This window comes from Nostoc sp. ChiQUE02 (assembly GCF_034531305.2).
Lineage (GTDB): Bacteria > Cyanobacteriota > Cyanobacteriia > Cyanobacteriales > Nostocaceae > Nostoc.
In genome coordinates, this window is record NZ_JAVRBN020000019.1 from 1 (window position 1) to 17,862 (window position 17,862).

Consider the following 17,862-nt stretch of genomic DNA (forward strand, 5'->3'; position numbering starts at 1 on the left):
GTAGGGTGTGTTATCGGCGAGAGTACGGCACCAAAGCCTTCGGACGGTGCGTTATGCCTCTGGCTAACGCACCCTACGTATATTTCAAAAATCAAATATGAGTCCTATAGATAGGATTGTTATGTACTTCCTATTTGTTTACTTCTTATTCCAGAGACTTAAAAATGCTTGAGAGATGGCTGGGGTAATCTGACTTTGTAAGTGATTTAGTGCATCACGATGGTTTTGATTATTGTCATCATAATAAGTAAACACATTTGTCAGCTTGACAATCTCAGGATTTTGATCATTTGTTCCCCTCCATTTGTTAGTAACTTTATGTAAAACGTCCTTGGGTAGATTTTGTTGTAAGTTATTTAAGGCTGCGATGTAAGAAGGATTTTGAGGATTCTTTTTGAATTGTAAGCACAAATCTATCAGCCTGAGTTGTGTCTGTGGCTGTGGTTGGGGCTTATTTGTTAAAGTAGGTTGCTGTAGAATTTGACGCTGTTCAATAGTGGCAATGCCATTTTCAGTTAAACCCTGAGATTTCTGAAATTTCTTAACTGCTGTGTAAGTAGCTGGCCCATAAAAAGGCTTGCCTGGAGGAATTTCAGCATTGGTTGCAAAACCGTGAAACTTCAATCTATTCTGAAGTCCTGTGACTGTATCTTCCATTACACTTCGAGTCTCAGAATCAGCATTACCATTAACCACAAGTTTTTGTGAGTACTGTTTCTGAAACTTTTTAATCGCTTCTTCAGTAGGATCATCTGTCAAGGAGTTGTTATTCCGTTTCCAGGGAGCAAATATAGTGAGATCCGGCTTCGGATCAATCTCAGGAGCTAAATATCCCAGCCCAATCAATATATGACGGATGACTTCAGGGCTACTAACGGCCATACTTTTTGGTTCCTTTGCGACTAAACTTCCATTTAATGTATCTTGTTTTACAAAAATTATGTAAGTGGAAATAAATAAATCTAACATGTATTGTTTGCAAGGCGTTTCAAAAGTTAAGCGATGTCTAACGTTAAGTTGCTTCTCTAGAAGACGTTCGGCGTAGGCGACTACACACCGATAAAAAGAAAGGTGGTTTTAAGTCTTGGTGAGCGATCGCTTATTCTCAACTATTGATGATACTACGTAGTAGGGTAGCACAGCTAGCTATGCTACCCTAGTGCTCTACTCACTACGAACTTATCAATGTAGTGGACTACTAGCCATGTAACTGTCTAGCGTTGACAACAGATAATAACTCATTTTTACTCTTAGGTAAAAAACGAGTGATTTTCCCTCGCTGGTGGCTGCAATTGAAGAGGAAGCAAAGTGTAAATATATTGGAAATAAACTATTATCTTTTTAGTAGTACCTTTAACTAAAAAATAATACATAAAATATCATTATTGAGTGGTTAGCAAGTAATTATCAGTCAGCTTTATTTTCAGAACTGCGATCGCAAATAAATCAAACTTTGACTGCTCTACCATCTAATATCAAGTTCGGATAATTAGTTAACGCGGTGTGCAGCTTTTTCTCAAACCTAACCCCCAACCCTTTCCCTATAAGGGAAGGGGAGCAAGACTTAAAGCCTCTTTCAGCCTGCCGTTAGGCAAGCTGACGCCAATGGAGAGAAGAATGGAAGTGGGGTTATTTGCGTTTATTTAATAAGAAGCTGATGAATTGCCCATAATTTCTCTACCTAGTAAATTCTACTTATTTATATTGATAGTTCTGTTACTAGAAAAATATAAAAAACAACTTATATTCATAAAAAATACATCAATATTTTTTGACGATACAAATTAAATTTTGATGTTACAAAAATATATTTATTGGGAATACTTAATTAGTATAGCCATTGAGAAGAAATTCTTGGGATGAGGTCAGCGTATATGACAATAGAACTAGATTGGACAGTTGTAATCGAAGGATATCAAGTTGTTGAGCAACTTTACTTCAGTTCTAGAACTATTGTCTATCGGGGTATTCGAGATATAGACCTGCGACCTGTGATCATCAAATACCTGAAACGTGATTACCCATCCTTTCGCGAACTGTTGCAGTTTCGCAATCAGTACACAATCACCAAAAATCTTGACTTACCAATGCTTTGCAGGTCAGCTAAACCAGGTATTTATGAATCTGCTAGCAAATGCGATCGATGCATTAGAAGAGTCTCATCGGCAGCGCCATTTAGCAAATATTCAAGCAACCCCCCATAAGATTAAAATTCGAACTCGTCTTGCTGAAGATGGACAGCAAGTTTTGATTCGGATTGCCGACAATGGTATCGGCATGACTGAAGAAGTGAAGCAACGGGTATTTGATTACCTGTTCACCACCAAGTCCGTGGGTAAAGGAACAGGGTTACAGGGTTAGGATTAGCGATCGCTCAACAAATTGTGGTTGAACGACATGGGGGAACACTCAAGGTGGATTCTGTTCTAGGACAAGGTACAGAGTTTACAATAATGCTTCCTGTTGCGGTTAAAACTCACTGAGAGTTAAAACCTAAATTATAATCAGTGTCAAATTTATGTTGCTCCCAGACTCCGCATGGGAACGAGGAAAAAAAGGTAAGCGATGGCTTCGCGTTCCTTCCAAATAGCGATCGCATCTATTACAACAGATTCTAAGTTAATCAGGTGGAATTTCTGTTCGGTTTTTAAGCTGGCCATGCTCTTTTGTTTAACCTTCTTGAAGTTTTATAAAGTGGGTTAAGTAGGAATAGTAGGATATTTTATAAAAAACTAGACAAACTATATAAAAGCTGTTAATTGTTTATACATCTGCAATCTAATAAATACTAGTTACCACTTTTCATTCCTTTTGTGCACTTGTCACAAATATACTAAGCATGAAATTTAATGCTATATGAAATTAATTGTTAATATTACAAATTTAATTTTAATAGTTATTAATATTTCTATCTTTCAACAAGGTTTTAACTAGATTTTCAAAGAAAGTTGAATTCACTACCAAGGTGTATTATGAAACCATTTTTTAGTAAAAGTCTATCGTTTTTGATTGGAGCGTCTGTACTACTTTTACAACCGTTTTCAACTAGAACTGCAAAATCAGAAGCTCTTGATTATATCAGTTGTTATAAAACTTACTTACCTGTAGCACTTGCACCTGGAGAAACAAAACAATATCGAATTTACGGTGAACTTTGTGGGCAGAAAAATCTCAGTAAAACAACTGTTCATGTATTAGTATCAGGCATTACATACGATCATAACTACTGGGATTTTCCATACCAAGAAAAGCATTATTCTTATGTCAAGGCTTTGACAAAAGCTGGTCATGCCACATTTAACATTGACAGAATCGGAATTGGCAATAGTTCTCGTCCTCCCGCTGACAAAGTGACTGTGCAATCTAATGCTTTCATATTGAATCAAGTGGATCAGGCATTGCGGGATGGCAAGATCAATAATCTGAAATTCAAGCACATTATTAATGTCGGACATTCCTTTGGATCTATTGTTGTGATTGAAGAAGCAAGCCAGTATAGTGGTGCAGACGGGGTAATCATTTCTGGATTCTTGCACAAGCTGACTCCGAAACTACAAAATCTGGTGCAATTTCTATATCCAGCACAATCTGACTCACGCTTTAGCGGACAGAACCTGCCAAATGGTTATTTGACGACTTTACCAGGAACACGAGGGCAGTTGCTTTACAATCAGTTTTATGCTGATGTAAAAGTCATCAATAAAGACGAAAAAATTAAACAGACATTAACAACTGGCGAAGGAGAAACATTTTTTCCGGCTGTTACCTCCAATACTTCAACAAAAATTCGCGTTCCAGTTTTGCTAGTAATTGGACAAAGAGATAATTTTTTCTGCTCTGATAACGTTTGTAGTAGTAAAAATGTAACAGCCTCTGAAGCAGAATTTTTCTCATCTAAAGCACAATTGCAGGTCTATGTTCAGCCAGATGCAGGACACTCTGTCAATCTGCATTCTAATGCATCACAGTGGTATGAAGTTGCTGCTCAATGGAGCGATCACTTTGTGAAATAAGCGAAAACTAACCTAGATATAGCGTTTCCTAATCATACAAGGTATATCATATTCCCCTCATCGCTTGCGGGGAGGGGGGTGGGGTTCTTGTATCTCACTCAAGCGAGAACTGCTATATGTATTAAACCCAACAACCAAATTAGGTTAAATAAGAATTGGTGATTTGTAGCGAGAGCAAAAATCAATAACGAGTGCAGTCTGACTCGGTGTTAAATGCAGTGTCTTGGTTATCAAGCAATACAGTTCAGAATGAGCAACAAAACCCTGATGTAGAGACGCGATTTATCGCGTCTTTAAAGACCAATTATCTACACCAATAACTCTTAACCCAAGCGTATTGGGTTATCAAGAGTGAAAGTTTTACCAATTACTGAACCAGAACCTGCTTCATGTGAGGAGTTGTTAAGGGAACTCCAGCCTTTAGCTATCTTGTCACCTTTGCAAAAGGGAACTGCGTTAGCGTAGCTCACCGTAGGTATCGCTAGTTATTATTACTTCTTATTTGACTATCCCATCCTCACCATAAACCTTAGACGTTACTCATTGCTCAGTAGCCAAAAAACCAAACTCCGATTTAATATTCCAACGCTTCCCATCGTGAAGCAGTAGCGTTATTTTGTCGGCAGTAAACTCAAAATGTAACTGACGCTTTTCAAATTCTGGCCAAGCAGCTTTAAAGTTTTGCTTTTTTAAATCCCGAAACGCAACCGTCATATGGGGCGCAAAAGGGCGGGTTTTAGAAACCTTGTCAACAATTCCCAAGTTGCTTTCTGTATAAGCCATTAAATTAGCTTGCAAAGTCAAAAGTTCTTGACTTCTGACTACATTAATGAATATGACACGGGGTGCAAAGGTATCAAACCCCCTGAATGTAATTGCTAGTGGCCGTTGTCCATTAGCAAACTCCTTCAAGGATGCTTCTAGCAGTGGCAAGTTAGCATCTGCCCATTCAAAGGGCGGTTGCAGGGTAATATGAGGCGGAGACTTTAGCGCCCCGCTACTAGCATAGTGATCAGCAAAGTACTGCTTAATCTGGTTGGCGTAATCTTGAATATCTTGCGGTGGTAAAAGGGCGATGAAAAAACGGCTCATTCAATTTTAGATTTTGGATTATAAGATCATTGCGATATTATTCATGGGCAACGTTTTTATTGGAAAGGTGTTTTTTGGAATGGCTCTCACCCGATTGCCATCTATGGTGGTGTCGCTAGCTGAGGCGAAGGAACAATAGCTTGGCATTTGGAGCAATGTTAAATTTGTTAGTCCTTGAGAATATCGTAGTCTGTATAAGAAGTAAAAACTTTGCCATTAAATTGCAAAATTGTAGGGGCGCAATATGTTTATTGTGCCCCTATGGATGTGGTCTATTGAATTGAAAACCGCCTTGAAAGTCAATTCATGTTTGGATTGCACTTGGAATCAGTTAACCCGACCCAACTATGCTTGAATGATGAAGTCGGAAGCAGTAAGAGTAGGCGCACCAGTAAGTTGTGCAAATTGACCACCACTGCCGAAACCAGCAGCGCTACCATTTTGATTGTATAGTAAATGCCCATTTAGAGGGTCGTATACAATCACAGCATTACTAACCGCTCCTAAACTGGAGATTTGAAAATCACTGGCGTTACTAAAACCCGTTCCCACAACAGAAGTTATGGCACTAAAGGTGGTCTTATCCAGAACAATCTTGTCACCATCAGAGTGATTGAAATCGGTGATGGTATCAATCCCCACAGCAGCGCTAGTAAAGGCAGCATTGGTGTTGTAGACGAAAGAGTCAGCACCTATACCACCCACAAGAGTATCATTACCTTTTCCACCAATCAGAAGATCATTGCCACTACCACCCCGCAGCAGGTCGTCACCACTGTTGCCGTTGATGGTGTCATTACCGCCTTGTCCATTAATCACATCGTTGGAATTGTCAAAACCGGTGATGTTATTGTTCAAGTCATTCAAGAAGGTGACGCTATTTCTGTTGAAAATGCTACTTTGAGTGGAGTTAGCATTAACTACATCAAAGCTGTCGGTAAGGCTGGCTTGTCCGTCAAATAGGATATTACCAATGGCGGGCCTTGTTGTTGACGCAGCCAAGTTCTCCAGGTTTTCTAACTTCAAGTTTTGTAGAGTGACTTTGGTATTAGCCACATCTTCAAAGGTGATTTCTAAATTATTGTCATTTTGAGTTAATTGCAGATTTCTCGCAGTCAAGCCAGTTCCAATAAATTGCAAGGTGTCTACTTTGGCAATCACCGCATCTGAAGGGTTTGAGCTAGTACCTACACCGCCAAAGCCCGTGATGCTGTAATTGCCATCGCCTTGTCGGATAATAAAGGTGTCATTGTGGTCAGTGCCATTGAGAACTTGAATTTCCGGAGCAGGAACGGGTTTAACTGTGCCACTAATCGCAAAGTCAAAGGGGCTTTCATTACTATCGCTGTTGTTTAAACTGAGGGTGCCACTATAGGTGCCAGGTGTAGTGGTGTCGAGTGCCACAGATATGGTGGTGGAAGCATTAGCAGCCACACTCGTTGGAAGAGTACCGACCAAACTAAATCCGTCAGGAAGTTTAAGATTACTTAGGTTGAGTGCATCTGTACCGATGTTCTTGATGGTAAAGGTTTTAATCAGAGTGTTACCGACAATGGTATCGCCAAAGTTAATGGCGGTAGTCGTGCCATCTGCAATGTCAACCGTGTCATTGAGAACTTGAATTTCCGGAGCAGGAGCGGGTTTAACTGTGCCACTAATAACAAAGTCAAAGGGGCTTTCATTACTATCGTTGTTGTTTAAACTGAGGCTACCACTATAGATGCCGGGTGTAGTGGTGTTGAGTACCACCGATATGGTGGTGGAAGCATTGGCAGCCACACTTGTCGGAAGAGTACCGACCAAACTAAATCCGTCAGGAAGTTTAAGATTACTCAGGTTGAGTGCAGCTGTACCAGTATTCTTGATGGTAAAGGTTTTGGTCAGGGTGTTACCAACAATGGTGTCACCAAAGTTAATGGCGGTAGTCGTGCCATCTGCAATGTTAACTGTGCCATTGAGAACTTGAATTTCCGGGGCGGTAATGATCAGACGCGGAGCTTCGTATGCGCCAATATCAATCAATGCACTACCATTGCCATCACCATCCTGAGGAATATTCCCAGTGCTCCCATTGGAGGCATTAGAGCCAGCATCGATCGCAGGACTTCCAGGTTTGAGTGCAAAATTCTTTTTGGCTGCATCAACAAATTGGGGATCTTTACCCAAAATATTCTGCAACCCTGTAGCTTTTAGATTATCTGAAGCTTGGAATAGATTCGAGTTATAAACAAGGTTGTGATCAAAGGTTACATTTTTGGCGTTACCAACAAGGTTAGCTTTCCGATTGTCCCTTGCATACAAGATGTTGTTATTAACTCGCACATCCTCGGAATATGTTACCGCAATCTCTGCGTGTTTTTCTAAAAAGCCAGCATTTTGGTAAGCAGTGTTGTTAATAACATCGACATTCTTAGCTTCAAAAACATTGATGCCTGAGCCTCCATTGTTGTAAGTTATGTTATTTGCAATTAATGATTTCCCGGTATAGGGGACACCGCTTTTAGTTTCCTTAGTGGTATCAAGCATGATACCATGCCCTTCAGTAATTTTGCCTACGGGTTTCCATGGAACCAGACTTTGATTATCGTAGACAATGTTATCTCGAAAAATTATTCTGTAATCAGTAGTATTGTTATCAAAATTAAAACCGCGAAGTGCGGTGATACCCTGATTACCCCAAGGCGAATACCAAGCATTTCCAGACACAACATTTTTCTCAACTGTGATGTAGTCTGAATCATTGAATCCAATGCCTCCGCCTGGAAAGTTACGAACTGTATTGCCAGTGATCACAATGTGATGAGGATTACTGCCGCCCACTCCTTGGCTATTTTTCCATGCTTGTATAGCAATCCCATTGGCATAGGTCAAAGGGTTATTAAGGTTATCCTTTTCTTTTAAAGCATATTCTAGAGTAATGTTTTCCCGATTGCCCTCTATATCAAGTCCTTCAATCCGCACGTAGGATGAACTAAATACATTAATGGCACCTATGGTTGTTTTTATCTTAGGCGTATGTCCTGGATAAGCTTTAATTGTTGTCCAGTTGTCTGGTGAGCCATTTTTGTTAAAAAGCGTAAACCCTTTGTCATAATTTCCATTCATGACGTAGAGCGTGTCGCCTGTTTTCATCTCATATACAGCTCTGCCCAAGCTGCGAAATGCAGTTTCTTCCTTTAAACCATTACTTTTATCATTGCCTGTTCCAGAAACGTAGTATGTTTTGCCAGCCATAGATTTACTCCGAATGTGTGTAAGGGGAATTGGTAGTACGCTCTCAGCAACTTTTCTCAGTTACTAAGTAGTTATTTGAATAGGACAGTCACAGTTGTCTGATCGCGACTCGAAATCGCGTCGGTTGTAGAAACGCTGTGTAAAAATGAAAAATTTTCTCCTGTCAACCGTTGATGGCTAAATCAGGGATGTCAATACTGTCAATCGTCAGTATTTTATTGAGGGTTGATCGGACGATTAGCGCGTAGACAAGGCAGCGCAAAGCTAGAGACGTTTCCTCTCTTTTCTGGGCTTGTTGTTCATCCTGTGATTGCCAGGATTAGAATCGAATTGAATCGTATCTTCTAGCAGCCGCGTAGGCGTAGCCCGTCGTAGACATCGCTGCTCTTTGCAAACCAGCTTTACTATCTGCTATATTTCGATACGATGATCATAAATTGGCATAGTAATTCCTCTGAGCTTTGTCCGTTGTCTTAGGTCAGGAGATTGCCAAATCGGCAAGGTAAAATGCACCCCTGGCTAATAACTGGGGACTTAAAGTTGCAGTAGTCAAAGTTAAATTGGTTGAAACTTTAGTAGGTTGACCCCTTAACTTAAGGGAACTAATGTAACAACTTAGTCGAACCTGTTGTAATCGGTGTAACTGAGCTTTGTGAACTTAGTTAAAAGTAACCTTTACAAAGAGCAATTGTTATCAGTAAATACCCAGAATGTAGTTCGTTTTTTTACAACAAAACGGAAAAAATTATGGAGTGTTGTGGTAGAGTCCTGTTAATTTCCAGAGTGATATGGGAATGGAAAGCGCTTTGTGCGAGGATTTGATGAAGTTGATCTAAAGATTTTTTGGAAGCGATGTCTTCTGGTGTGTCCGCTATGCGTAGCTTGCTTCTCCGTAGGGGTACGGCCGGGCTACGCCTACGCCAAGCAGCGACCATCTCGCCAGTAAGTAGGTTGCTGTAAATCTTTGTTGTTGCGAGAAGGGATGAGGGAAGAGGATCTTAGCCTAGTTCATCAATCTTTGAAATAGTTTGGTTTGATTGCGCCAAAAACTCTAATCTTCATAATATGAACACTGAAATAAACTCCAGAATACCCGTTGCTTTAACCATTGCTGGTTCAGATAGCGGTGGCGGTGCAGGAATTCAAGCTGATTTACGCACCTTTGCTTTTCACTGTGTCCACGGTACTAGCGCTATAACCTGCGTCACGGCACAAAACACTCTAGGAGTGAGGAGGGTTGATGCCATGCCAACAGAGGCTGTTGTGGCGCAAATTCAGGCAGTAGTTGAAGATATTGGCGTACAAGCTGCTAAAACGGGAATGTTACTCAATCAGGAAATTATCTTTGCTGTTGCCCAGCAGGTGGAAGCTTTACAAATCAATAATCTAGTCGTTGATCCAGTAATGGTGTCACGTACGGGGGCACAATTGATTGATGATGATGCTGTGAAGACTCTGTGCCATGCTCTGATTCCCAAGGCAGTTGCGATCACGCCCAATCGCTATGAAGCCCAAATTTTGAGCGGGTTACAAATTAATTCCTTGGAGGATATGCAAGCTGCTGCTGAAATTATTCACAAGACTTTAAGAACAAAGGCTGTTTTAGTCAAGGGCGGAGGTATGCAGGGAGATTTGCGTGGCGTTGATATCTGGTTTGATGGGAACAAGTTGGAAGTTTTGACTTGCCAGCAAGTGGAGACAAAAAATACCCACGGTACTGGTTGTACACTATCGGCTGCGATCGCTGCTAATCTGGCTAAGGGAAAAGACTTGTGGCAGGCGGTACAAGAGGCAAAAGAGTATGTGACTACTGCACTGACTTATGCCCTAGATATTGGCGAAGGGCAAGGTCCTGTAGGACACTTCTTCCCATTGTGGAGTCTAGGCACTAAGGACTAGAGAAAAGTTTTCTTAATACTCAATACCCAATCCTCAATCCCTCATAAAAAATCTTTGCCCTTTCGACATTTTTCTATTATTCTTGGGCATAGTTTCAGGGGAGACTATCTCTGTTAGCATCTCTGTACGATCTAATTACTTTAATTTTTAATACCAAGCCCCGATGCGAACAACCATAGGTTCTGTTCACAGGAATTCGCCAACACCGATTACTCAAGCCTACCCTCCCTCTGTACCACTATCTGTATACAGGGAATTGTCAACAGAGTTGCAAGCAGCACAGGCGAAGCTAAATGCACTCACTACCCAAAATCAGCAACTAGCACAGGAAAATCAACTATTACGTCAAGAAATTACCAAAGTAGTTGAGTCTTTTTCTCGCTTGCAAAATTTTGTGGATTCCCATGCTACACCTAGTTATCATCAAGCTGCCCAAGCTGCCGACGACGTTAAAAGTGCCGCCAAACAGCCAGTAACACAAGGGCGGCCACGTCAGCAGGTTTCTCGTTCGCGTTCAGCCGTTGTGCCCAAAGCGCCACCCGAAAACAGCCGCCGCCAAGACTTTTCTACACCTGTAATGGAAATGAATTTCCCGATACCAGAACCAGTTTTTATAGAAGAGCAACAAGTAAGTTATTATTCCACTACTGAGCCAGATGCCAAGGGACTGAATGGCTGGTGGTTAATTATTACCATCTTGTTAATCATGCTGACTGCCTTTAGTGCTGGATATTTCGTTGTGCGTCCCTTGTTTGAACATCAGAAACGTTAGTTGAAATTCCCACAGTCAGCAGCAGCAGTCTTTCGAGCTATCGTGCAATTTGTCTGCAATAACTCTCTAAATATCTAAACAAATCTGCCAAATGACGGAGTTGATATATTTTTAGGTTATAAAAGCTACATAAAATGCTAAATTGACAGCAACTTCTTTATGCTGGAACCTCAAAGATTATCCAATTAATAAATCCTTGCTGATTCTCATGTCCCAAAGCCTCAAGCGAAGCATCTACACTTTAAAAAAGTGGTAATTATTACATATGTTTTAGGAAAAGCACTACTAGTTACAGCTTCAGACAGCGGATCTGGTTAGATATATAAACGAAGCTAGTAGAAGTCAGGAGTCAAGAAGATGAAAAAAGTAGAAGCTATTATCCGCCCATTTAAGCTAGACGAGGTAAAAATTGCCTTAGTTAATGCTGGTATTGTTGGTATGACTGTTTCTGAAGTTCGGGGGTTCGGACGCCAGAAAGGTCAAACTGAACGATATCGCGGTTCTGAGTACACAGTTGAGTTTCTGCAAAAACTCAAAGTCGAAATCGTCGTTGACGATAATCAGGTTGATATGGTGGTAGACAAAATTATTGCTGCTGCCCGCACTGGTGAAATCGGCGATGGGAAAATTTTCATCTCGCCTGTTGAGCAAGTGATTCGGATTCGTACCGGCGAAAAGAACACAGAAGCAGTTTGAGTATTAAATACTGAGGACTGAGTGGCAGTATGGTGGGCCTTGCTGAATAGTAGGATGAAATATATCGAAAATGTTAACTTTGAGATAGTTTTTCATTTCTTAAATCAGCAACGCCTTATTTTGAAGTCAATTTGAAATAAGTAAAGCCAAATGGTGACTTATCTTCTCCCTGACTCAGGACTCAGGAATAAGCGCTGTGTCTAGTTGTGGAAGTAAAGCTGTAAAAGCCTTGCCTCGATGGCTGATTGATTTCTTGATCTGTGGCGTCATCTCAGCAAAAGTCAATTGCAATTCTTGCACATAAAAAATTGGGTCGTAGCCGAAACCCCTATCACCACGAGGTGCGTGGAGAATTTCACCGCGACAAATACCTTCAGATTCTAATACGATCGCACCATCAGGACGAGCGATCGCTACTGCACAAACAAATTGGGCTTGCCGATTTACCTCGTTGCCTAATTCCCTCAATATCCTAGCAATGCGTTCTGAGTCGGTTGTGGCGTAACGTGCAGAATACACTCCTGGTGCGCCATTTAGGGCATCTACTTGCAAGCCCGAATCATCAGCAATTGCCCAGTTTCCTGTGGCTTTAGCAATTTGTGAGGCTTTTAGACAAGCGTTGGCGGCAAAAGTTTGGCCTGTCTCTTCAATTTCCAATTCTTCTGGTTTGAGGGTTAATTCCCAACCAGAATTTTCCAGGTAAGCTTGCATTTCCCGCAACTTACCTGGATTTCCTGTGGCTACGACAAGTAATTTGGTCATTGGTCATTAGTCATTGGTTATTGGTAATTAGTCATTGGTCATTTACCAAGGACAAAGGACTAATGACTAATAATTAATTTTACTCCGCCCACTGTTTCGCCCAAGCAAGAGTTTGATGCACTTGCTCAATTGTCGGGGCTTCGCAGTACAGACGTAAAACTGGCTCAGTCCCGCTAAACCGAATCATTAACCAGCTTTTATCAGCTAGGCGATACTTGTAGCCGTCAATTGTCTGGCAATCAATTACTGCTTTACCTGCAATTTCCGTTAAGGGCTGGGTTTGCAGTTGTTGCAAAAGACGCGATCGCACTTCCATACTTGCTAAGGGTAAGTCAATGCGATCGTAAGCTGAGATAAACCCTGTTTGTTTTTGCAAGTAGCGATAATATTCACCTAAATCCAAACCAGATTCTACAATCGCCTCTAAGACGTACAATGCTGACAGCAGTGCATCGCGTTCGGGAATATGGCTACCATAGCCAATTCCGCCTGACTCTTCGCCGCCTAGCAACACTTCTGCTGCTAACATTCTGTCAGCGATATATTTATAACCAACTGCTGTTTCAAATACTGACAGGTTATGTAGTGCTGCCACAAGGGGCATCAAATCGGAACCACTAACAGTTTTGACTATTTCACCCTTAAAGCCGCGCCGCAGGGTTAAGTGGTCGATTAATATTGGGATTAATACTTGGGAACTTAGGAAGTTGGCTTCTCCATCTACTGCTGCAATGCGATCGCAGTCTCCATCAAATACCAACCCCACCGTTAAACCTGATTTATCGGTTTCTCGATGAGTTTTGATAACTTCAAATAGTTTTGAAAGGTATTTAGGCAAGGGTTCCGGCGCACCACCACCAAATAGGGGGTCGCGTTCGCTGTTGATTTCTTTGACCTGATTGCCTAGTAGTTTCGCCAATCCGCCAGCAGCAGCGCCATGCATGACATCGGCAAATAACGTCAGTTTGCCAGATGCGATCGCTTCTCGAAGTTTGGCAATATCAACTTTACCTTCTAGCGCTTGGGTATAACTGGGCCAAGGATCGAATTTCTCTTGCTTGCCTGGGGTAGCTGCTGGTGGTACTCCAACCGACAACTGCGCTTCTATCTCTTTTGTCACTTCTGGCGGTACCGATCCACCAAAACAACCCTTGACTTTTAATCCCAAATATGGACCAGGATTATGACTGGCTGTAATTACCAGCGCTCCTAAAGCATTGAGTTGTTTTGCTGCCCAACTATAAGCTGGAGTCGGGGCGTATGTTTCGCTCAGGAGTACATCAAATCCTACAGCGGTGACAGTATCAGCAACAGCACGAGCGAAGTCTTCGGCCATGAATCGGCGATCGTAACCAACAACTATTGTCCGGCTACCCACCGTAGAAAAATATGTATCATATAATACTTTAGCGGCAACTGGCGCGACCAGGGCTAGGCGTTCAAAGGTGAACTCGTCACCAATAACACCCCGCCAGCCGTCTGTACCAAACTTGATTGAGTTAGCTACAACTGGCATCTAGGTATCCTAACTGTCTACTTAAGGATTCTAGCATTTGTACAGTGTATAAAGTAAAAAAAGAATCTAGTAAAAATATGTACTAATAATATTCGGCTGTTTCAACACCAAAATTAGCAAATTTGTGCAATGAAGATGCCTCAGCTAGGCCCATCGTAGACATCGGTTTGATCCTTGAGAAATAAATCAAACGATAAATCTGATTCTTACCTTCACCATTAACTAAGGTTTTTGTCAAGACTATTTTTAGATTCACTTACTTACTTTAAACTCGCGACTAATACCATACCGAATACTGTAATAATTCGATCTACTTAGTGTATTTGATTTGTCATACACAGTGTATTAATATCTGAACCATTGCAAATAGTATCAAATATTAATTATGTCGGCTCATCGCTACGTAATATTTGCGTGTATAAATTTTATAATGACTTTGACTAATATCGCATCTGGAGCCGCACAAGTAACTGATAATCTCAACCCTAGTCCCAATCTCCTACAGTTTCCCTCTAGACCAGAAGAAGTCAAGCTTCAAGGAAATCAGCCGATTACTCTACAGCAAGTTTTGGAATTAGCACGACGTAACAATCTTGAATTGCAAAGGGTATTATTTCAGGTAAAACGTAGTCGTGCTGCTTTACGAGAGGTACAAGCTGGGATGTATCCAACTATTAGTCTGAGCGTTGATTTGAGTCGCGCTCAGTCTGCTTTTGGCCAGCTTTCTACAGAACAACTAGGTCAACAAGCTCAATTTGCATCTACTCAGAGCTTTAGGCAGGATGAACCTACTACGAATTTTAGTGGAAGTGTGCAATTAAGTTATGGTCTTTATAATTTTGGGCCGGGTGCTTCCAGTAGAGAAGCCGCCCAAGAGCAGGTGCGCCTAGATGAATTGGAAATAGAGCGTCTGTCAGAGGAAATCCGCCTGAATGTGACCCTGGATTACTACAATTTGCAACAAGCAGATGAACAAGTACGAATTAATCAGTCGGCTGTGCAGAACTCTGAAGCTAGCTTGCGGGATGCAGAAGCTTTAGAAAAATCTGGGGTTGGTACGCGGTTTGATGTGCTGCGATCGCAGGTAAACTTAGCAAATGCCCAACAAGAACTGACTAATGCTAGATCCCAGCAGCAAATTGCCCGTCGTCAGTTAGCAACTCGGTTAAGTTTGGCGCAGTCGGTTAATATCAGTGCGGCTGACGCTGTACAATTAGCTGGTCTTTGGCAGCCAACACTAGAAGAAACTGTTATATTAGCTTTTCAAAACCGACCAGAACTCAAACAACGGTTGGTAGAGCGGCGCATTGCTGAATTACGGCAAAGAGTAGCGCTTTCTCGACTGAAACCACAAGTAAGCTTCGTTGCTAGCTACGATCTGGAAGATGTATTTGATGATGGCACTAGTGTTCTCGATGGTTATTCTTTAGGAGTTCAAGCAACCTTGAGATTGTTCGATGGAGGAACTGCAAAAGCTCAGGCGGCTCAACGGAATATAGAAATTAGGATTGCTGAGACGCAATTTGCCAACCAACGCAATAATATTCGGTTCGAGGTCGAACAAGCTTATTCGCAAATGCAGTCTAACTTGGAGAACGTTCAAACTACCAATACTGCTCTTGAGCAAGGTAGGGAAGCTTTACGTTTAGGGCGTTTGCGTTTCCTAACAGGTGTTGGTACTCAAACTGACGTTATCAATGCAGAAAATGATTTGACCAGGGCAGAAGGTAATAAAGTCCAAGCTATTTTAGATTACAACCGTGCTTTAGCTCAATTACAACGATCTGTTACTTCTAGAGGAATACGCTAAATTCACTGATTGAAAAAATAAAAAGTAGCTAACTATTTGCTTATTTGAGATTAATATATGTAATTTTAAATCAGAGAAATTAGAGAATATTAAAGCTGAATATGGATTTTAATAGAGTATTATTCTATTTTTTTTAAGTTACTAAATTACTAAACTTAAGATATTAATGCCGTTATCAAAAATAATGAATATCAAACACTTATTTTTTACAACTTTAACTGGAGTTACTCTACTATTAATTCCTTCCGCAGTGGCACAGACATCCTCCGCCTCAAGTTCAACATCTTCTAGAATTATCAGAGAAGCTATAGCTACTAAAAGAATAAATTGGGGACTCAGGCAAGACTCTCCTCCTATTAGCTTTAAAGATCCAATCGGTGGTTGGGAAGGTTTTTGTACCAATTTAACAGATTTACTAGATAAATATTTAAGGGAAAAGCAATTTATTAACAATGATATCAATATAGTCAGATATCCTATCAGTATTCAAGACAGGTTTAAAAAAACTCGATATCCTTATCAGGATTCTCTTCATCTTGCTGGTGAATGTGGTTCAGATTCAATTAGAAAAAACGAAACAGGAATTACATTTTCTCATGTTTTTTATGCCACAAAAACATTACTTTTAATTCGTAAAACTGAAGAGGCAAAATTCTCATTTTTAAAAACCAATTCACTACCTAATTTTTCCAGTAATTCAAAACCTAAAATTGGAGTTATCAATACTAGTATAACCCCAGATAGGCTTCAAAGCTTCTTCAATTCACTTCTTTCAGAAATGGAGATAGTCAATATTCAAGGTGGTAGGTCACAGTTGATTGATGCTCTTGTAGATAAAAGAGTTGATGCAGTGGCTAGCGATGAAATAATTTTGAGAAGAATTTTAAAAGAATTAGATTTAGAAACGCCAAATGAATTTTATATTGACTCAGAATTAGTAATAAGCTACGAAACTTATGGATTAATACTTCCAAGTGATGATAGTAAATGGGTACAAATAATCAACGATTTTTTTATTAACAAAAAATACGATATACAGCTACTAACTCAACAATACATTATTCCTCCCTCCCCACCATCTCTATTTACTAAAAAATTGATATTTATTTTATTGATGATAATAGCAACACTTTCTGGCTTAAGTTGGGTAGGTTATATGTATTGGGTTAGACGACAAAATTTCCGATCAGAAATAAAGCCTAATCTTGACCCAAAAACTCCTATATTTGCTAATGGTTATGCTTTACTCATTGGTGTTGGGGAATCTGACTATCAACCTTTGTCTCTGCCGGTGACTGTCAAAGATATTCAAGCACTTCATCAAGTTTTAGTTGACCCAAATTTTTGTGCTTATCCTAATAACAGGCAGCATATTCGACTGTTACACGATCAAGAAGCCACACGCAGCAAAATTTTAGAACAATTGAACTGGCTCAAACAACAGGCGGAAGCTAATCCAGAAGCTACGGTGGTTGTTTATTATTCAGGGCATGGCTGGTTTAGTAAAAGTCAAAACAGCTACTATCTGTTGCCACATGATATTAACCCTTTCGACCTTGAAAGCTCATCTTTGAGTGCAGAAGATTTCACTAATGCTTTGCGCCACATTAAGTCCCAACGTCTCTTGGTTATCATTGATAGTTGTCATGCAGCAGGAATGGCGACGGCTAAAAAAGCTCCCTCTGACTTTAAGGAAATTCCTATTCCAGAGAGTGTCATTAATGATTTAAGTCAAGGTAAGGGTCGGGTAGTTTTCACTTCATCTCAAGGAGAGGAAAGTTCCTGGATTAGACCTGATAAACAGATGAGTATTTACACTTACCACCTCATTGAAGCTATGAAAGGAGAAGGAAATCAAGCTCATGAGAATTTTGTCAAGATTTCTCATCTTATGAAACATCTTAGTCATCAAGTACCCGTCAGCGCTCGCACTCTGTGTCAAGAAGAACAGACCCCTTATTTCAGCGTCGAGGCTGAAGACTTTCCTATTGCTCTACTAAAGGGTCGCCGCCCCAAGATCAGACAACAGGGGGTCAAAAGTGATTAACTAATCAAGAGTTAGCCAAAA

At 40.7% G+C, this 17,862-nt stretch carries 12 protein-coding genes and 2 pseudogenes; 7 read left to right on the forward strand and 7 right to left on the reverse strand.

Features of this window, described 5'->3' with window-relative positions:
* Positions 1 to 138: 138 nt before the first annotated feature.
* Complete coding sequence (locus tag RM347_RS19770) at positions 139 to 882, reverse strand: peptidoglycan-binding domain-containing protein (protein WP_322716889.1); 744 nt, start codon at positions 880 to 882, stop codon at positions 139 to 141.
* 1,203 nt (positions 883 to 2,085) lie between these two features.
* On the opposite strand from RM347_RS19770, the pseudogene RM347_RS19775 reads away from it, so the two are divergent.
* Positions 2,086 to 2,483: pseudogene (locus RM347_RS19775) on the forward strand (sensor histidine kinase); the annotation flags it as partial.
* A 33-nt stretch (positions 2,484 to 2,516) separates the two neighbouring features.
* Here RM347_RS19775 and RM347_RS19780 read toward each other — a convergent pair.
* Positions 2,517 to 2,660, reverse strand: coding sequence for a hypothetical protein (locus tag RM347_RS19780; RefSeq protein ID WP_322716890.1), 144 nt, complete (start codon positions 2,658 to 2,660; stop codon positions 2,517 to 2,519).
* A gap of 312 nt (positions 2,661 to 2,972) precedes the next feature.
* On the opposite strand from RM347_RS19780, the gene RM347_RS19785 reads away from it, so the two are divergent.
* The gene (locus RM347_RS19785; RefSeq protein ID WP_322716891.1) at positions 2,973 to 4,013 is read left to right on the forward strand and encodes an alpha/beta hydrolase; all 1,041 of its coding nucleotides are present in this window, start codon (positions 2,973 to 2,975) and stop codon (positions 4,011 to 4,013) included.
* 323 nt (positions 4,014 to 4,336) lie between these two features.
* Here the strand turns inward: RM347_RS19785 and RM347_RS19790 are convergent, their stop codons facing one another.
* From RM347_RS19790 to RM347_RS19800, 3 genes are all read right to left on the reverse strand, one after another.
* Positions 4,337 to 4,483 carry a hypothetical protein gene (locus RM347_RS19790; protein WP_322716892.1) on the reverse strand — a complete coding sequence of 49 codons (147 nt, stop codon included), beginning with the start codon at positions 4,481 to 4,483 and terminating at the stop codon, positions 4,337 to 4,339.
* Positions 4,484 to 4,553: 70 nt separating this feature from the next.
* Positions 4,554 to 5,105, reverse strand: coding sequence for a 2'-5' RNA ligase family protein (locus RM347_RS19795; RefSeq protein WP_322716893.1), 552 nt, complete (start codon positions 5,103 to 5,105; stop codon positions 4,554 to 4,556).
* A gap of 345 nt (positions 5,106 to 5,450) precedes the next feature.
* Positions 5,451 to 8,339 carry a choice-of-anchor D domain-containing protein gene (locus tag RM347_RS19800; protein ID WP_322716894.1) on the reverse strand — a complete coding sequence of 963 codons (2,889 nt, stop codon included), beginning with the start codon at positions 8,337 to 8,339 and terminating at the stop codon, positions 5,451 to 5,453.
* Between the two features lie 1,065 nt (positions 8,340 to 9,404).
* Between RM347_RS19800 and thiD the strand changes: the two genes are divergently transcribed.
* The 3 genes from thiD (at position 9,405) to RM347_RS19815 (ending at position 11,706) form a co-directional block, all read left to right on the forward strand.
* A complete protein-coding gene (gene thiD / locus RM347_RS19805; protein WP_322716895.1) occupies positions 9,405 to 10,238 on the forward strand; it encodes a bifunctional hydroxymethylpyrimidine kinase/phosphomethylpyrimidine kinase in 834 nt (277 codons plus the stop codon).
* 163 nt (positions 10,239 to 10,401) lie between these two features.
* Positions 10,402 to 11,010, forward strand: a complete 609-nt coding sequence (locus tag RM347_RS19810) for a hypothetical protein (RefSeq protein WP_322716896.1) — start codon at positions 10,402 to 10,404, stop codon at positions 11,008 to 11,010.
* Positions 11,011 to 11,367: 357 nt separating this feature from the next.
* On the forward strand, positions 11,368 to 11,706 hold the full coding sequence (locus RM347_RS19815; RefSeq protein ID WP_012410794.1) for a P-II family nitrogen regulator: 339 nt from the start codon (positions 11,368 to 11,370) through the stop codon (positions 11,704 to 11,706).
* 174 nt (positions 11,707 to 11,880) lie between these two features.
* Here RM347_RS19815 and rdgB read toward each other — a convergent pair whose 3' ends face one another.
* Both rdgB and RM347_RS19825 read right to left on the reverse strand, forming a co-directional pair.
* Positions 11,881 to 12,468, reverse strand: a complete 588-nt coding sequence (gene rdgB / locus RM347_RS19820; RefSeq protein WP_322716897.1) for an RdgB/HAM1 family non-canonical purine NTP pyrophosphatase — start codon at positions 12,466 to 12,468, stop codon at positions 11,881 to 11,883.
* Between the two features lie 79 nt (positions 12,469 to 12,547).
* Positions 12,548 to 13,984: a phosphoglucomutase/phosphomannomutase family protein gene (locus RM347_RS19825; protein ID WP_322716898.1), complete on the reverse strand. Its 1,437-nt coding sequence runs from the start codon at positions 13,982 to 13,984 to the stop codon at positions 12,548 to 12,550.
* 439 nt (positions 13,985 to 14,423) lie between these two features.
* Here RM347_RS19825 and RM347_RS19830 point away from each other — a divergent pair.
* Both RM347_RS19830 and RM347_RS19835 read left to right on the forward strand, forming a co-directional pair.
* Positions 14,424 to 15,794: pseudogene (locus RM347_RS19830) on the forward strand (TolC family protein); the annotation flags it as partial.
* Between the two features lie 166 nt (positions 15,795 to 15,960).
* On the forward strand, positions 15,961 to 17,841 hold the full coding sequence (locus RM347_RS19835) for a caspase family protein (RefSeq protein ID WP_322716900.1): 1,881 nt from the start codon (positions 15,961 to 15,963) through the stop codon (positions 17,839 to 17,841).
* Positions 17,842 to 17,862 lie beyond the last annotated feature (21 nt).

What these genes read in the sequence shown, in the direction of transcription:
- RM347_RS19770 (WP_322716889.1), bottom strand. Translation starts at nt 882, where the DNA reads ATGGCCGTTAGTAGCCCTGAAGTCATCCGTCATATATTGATTGGGCTG.
- RM347_RS19780 (WP_322716890.1), bottom strand. Translation starts at nt 2,660, where the DNA reads ATGGCCAGCTTAAAAACCGAACAGAAATTCCACCTGATTAACTTAGAA.
- RM347_RS19785 (WP_322716891.1), top strand. Translation starts at nt 2,973, where the DNA reads ATGAAACCATTTTTTAGTAAAAGTCTATCGTTTTTGATTGGAGCGTCT.
- RM347_RS19795 (WP_322716893.1), bottom strand. Translation starts at nt 5,105, where the DNA reads ATGAGCCGTTTTTTCATCGCCCTTTTACCACCGCAAGATATTCAAGAT.
- RM347_RS19800 (WP_322716894.1), bottom strand. Translation starts at nt 8,339, where the DNA reads ATGGCTGGCAAAACATACTACGTTTCTGGAACAGGCAATGATAAAAGT.
- thiD (WP_322716895.1), top strand. Translation starts at nt 9,405, where the DNA reads ATGAACACTGAAATAAACTCCAGAATACCCGTTGCTTTAACCATTGCT.
- RM347_RS19810 (WP_322716896.1), top strand. Translation starts at nt 10,402, where the DNA reads ATGCGAACAACCATAGGTTCTGTTCACAGGAATTCGCCAACACCGATT.
- RM347_RS19815 (WP_012410794.1), top strand. Translation starts at nt 11,368, where the DNA reads ATGAAAAAAGTAGAAGCTATTATCCGCCCATTTAAGCTAGACGAGGTA.
- rdgB (WP_322716897.1), bottom strand. Translation starts at nt 12,468, where the DNA reads ATGACCAAATTACTTGTCGTAGCCACAGGAAATCCAGGTAAGTTGCGG.
- RM347_RS19825 (WP_322716898.1), bottom strand. Translation starts at nt 13,984, where the DNA reads ATGCCAGTTGTAGCTAACTCAATCAAGTTTGGTACAGACGGCTGGCGG.
- RM347_RS19835 (WP_322716900.1), top strand. Translation starts at nt 15,961, where the DNA reads ATGCCGTTATCAAAAATAATGAATATCAAACACTTATTTTTTACAACT.